General features: G+C 39.7%; 3 protein-coding genes. All 3 read left to right on the top strand.

The features are described from left to right. Window positions 1–455, top strand: a 455-nt coding sequence (locus tag P8M52_RS01755; protein ID WP_300306458.1) for an AAA family ATPase, incomplete at its 5' end; no start/stop codon positions are given. Next, on the top strand, window positions 452–1,195 hold the full coding sequence (surE, locus tag P8M52_RS01750; protein WP_300306456.1) for a 5'/3'-nucleotidase SurE: 744 nt from the start codon (window positions 452–454) through the stop codon (window positions 1,193–1,195). The genes P8M52_RS01755 and surE, both read left to right, overlap by 4 nt. Then, window positions 1,174–1,783, top strand: a 610-nt coding sequence (locus tag P8M52_RS01745; protein ID WP_300306454.1) for a hypothetical protein, incomplete at its 3' end; no start/stop codon positions are given. The genes surE and P8M52_RS01745, both read left to right, overlap by 22 nt.

Here is a 1,783-nt window from a genome sequence, read left to right as displayed (position 1 = left end):
TCAGAAATGTCATATTGGTAATGACTTCTAATGTGGGTGCGCATAGCGTACAACGTGCAGCAATTGGCTTTAACGATCAAGATCATTCACTTGATTATGAAGGCGAACTTAAGAAGACTTTCACCCCAGAGTTCAGAAACCGCTTATCTGAGGTGATTTACTTTAACTCACTCAATAAAGATACGATTGTCTACGTGGTTAACAAATTCTTATTTGAACTTGAAGCCACATTGGAAGATAAAAAAGTTTCATTGGTTATTTCTGACGCTGCGAGAAAATGGTTTGCGACGAATGGTTATGATGCCAATATGGGTGCACGTCCAATGTCACGCCTGATTGAAAAAGAAATTCGCAAGCCGCTAGCTGATGAATTGTTATTCGGTAAATTAGTTGATGGTGGCACGGTTAAAGTGGGTGTTAAAAAAGATCAGATCGAACTTACGATTGGCGAATGAAAATCCTCATTAGTAATGATGACGGTTATCAAGCAGAAGGCATACAAACATTAACTCGGTACTTATCGAAAGACCATGAGGTTACTGTTGTTGCGCCGAATGAAAATAAATCAGCATCTAGTAGCTCCTTAACACTCAATCGCGCATTAAAACCTGTCCAGATAGCCTCAAATGTCTACAGTATTGATGCCACACCAAGTGATTGCGTGCATTTAGCCTTATGTGGCTTTCTAGACGATACGTTTGACTTAGTGGTTACAGGTATTAATTTTGGCCCGAATTTAGGTGATGATGTTATTTATTCAGGCACGGTAGCAGGCGCCATAGAAGGGCGCTTCTTAGGCTTGCCATCAGTTGCCTTTTCGCTTGCTAGCTGGAATGGTCATAATTTTGAAACAGCAGGTATTATTGTTCAACAATTAATCAGTCAAATCACTCATGCGCAACTATCACACGATACGGTGCTGAATGTTAATGTCCCGGATGTATCAATTGATGAGATTAAGGGCTTTCAAACTACGCGCCTTGGCAAGCGCCATATGTCTGAACCCAGTATTCAAGATAAAGAAGATTCATCCCTATACTGGATTGGGGAAAACGGCAAAGAGGCTGATAACGGCGTAGGCACTGATTTCCATGCCATTGCTAACAATTACGTATCAGTCACTCCATTGCAGATTGACCTTACCAAATACAATGAAATTGACACCGTTTCTACATGGCTAGATCAAATCAAATAATAACCACCTTACTAGTTTGGCTGGTGATTGCGCTAGTCGATCTATTAGTTGTTCGTGACTACGCCTGGGTGATTGATAACTGGGATATAAAAAGGGTTGCGGTTAATTTTGGTCTGTCATCGTTAGCATTGCTGTCGCTGTTGTTTTTATTGAGGCCAGCAATGGCTAAATCTCGTTTTTATAAATTCGGTGTTTATGCGATTATTGCATTGCCGATGCTGGTTCAAATGTCGCATTTTGAGGTGTATCGCTCTTTCGCCTCAAGCTTTGGTTTTCATGCATTTACAGAAGACCCCTGGATGACGCTTTCTTTATGGGTAGAGCAATTTAATATTGTTAAGTCGATTATTATTTTGGGAGTTGTTTTTTGGGCAGTTAAATTATTGTCAGTGTCAAAGCCAATTGTTAAATGGCGATACACACTGAATGTTATTGGCTTTATCTTACTGTACTTGCTGACAACGTTTAGTTGGTATGGTGTTTCAAATTTTCAAAATTCTACCCTGGCTTATTACTCAACTTTATTACAAATGTCTAAAGATCAAGCTTTGGAGTTTAATCGAGACAAAGCAGAAGTTGCTGTTAATA

Source organism: Candidatus Thioglobus sp. (assembly GCF_029243085.1).
Classification (GTDB): domain Bacteria; phylum Pseudomonadota; class Gammaproteobacteria; order PS1; family Pseudothioglobaceae; genus Thioglobus_A.
Note: the sequence above shows the minus strand (reverse complement) of the source record. Positions and strands in the feature narration are given on the sequence as shown.

What these genes read in the sequence shown, in the direction of transcription:
- surE (WP_300306456.1), top strand. Translation starts at nt 452, where the DNA reads ATGAAAATCCTCATTAGTAATGATGACGGTTATCAAGCAGAAGGCATA.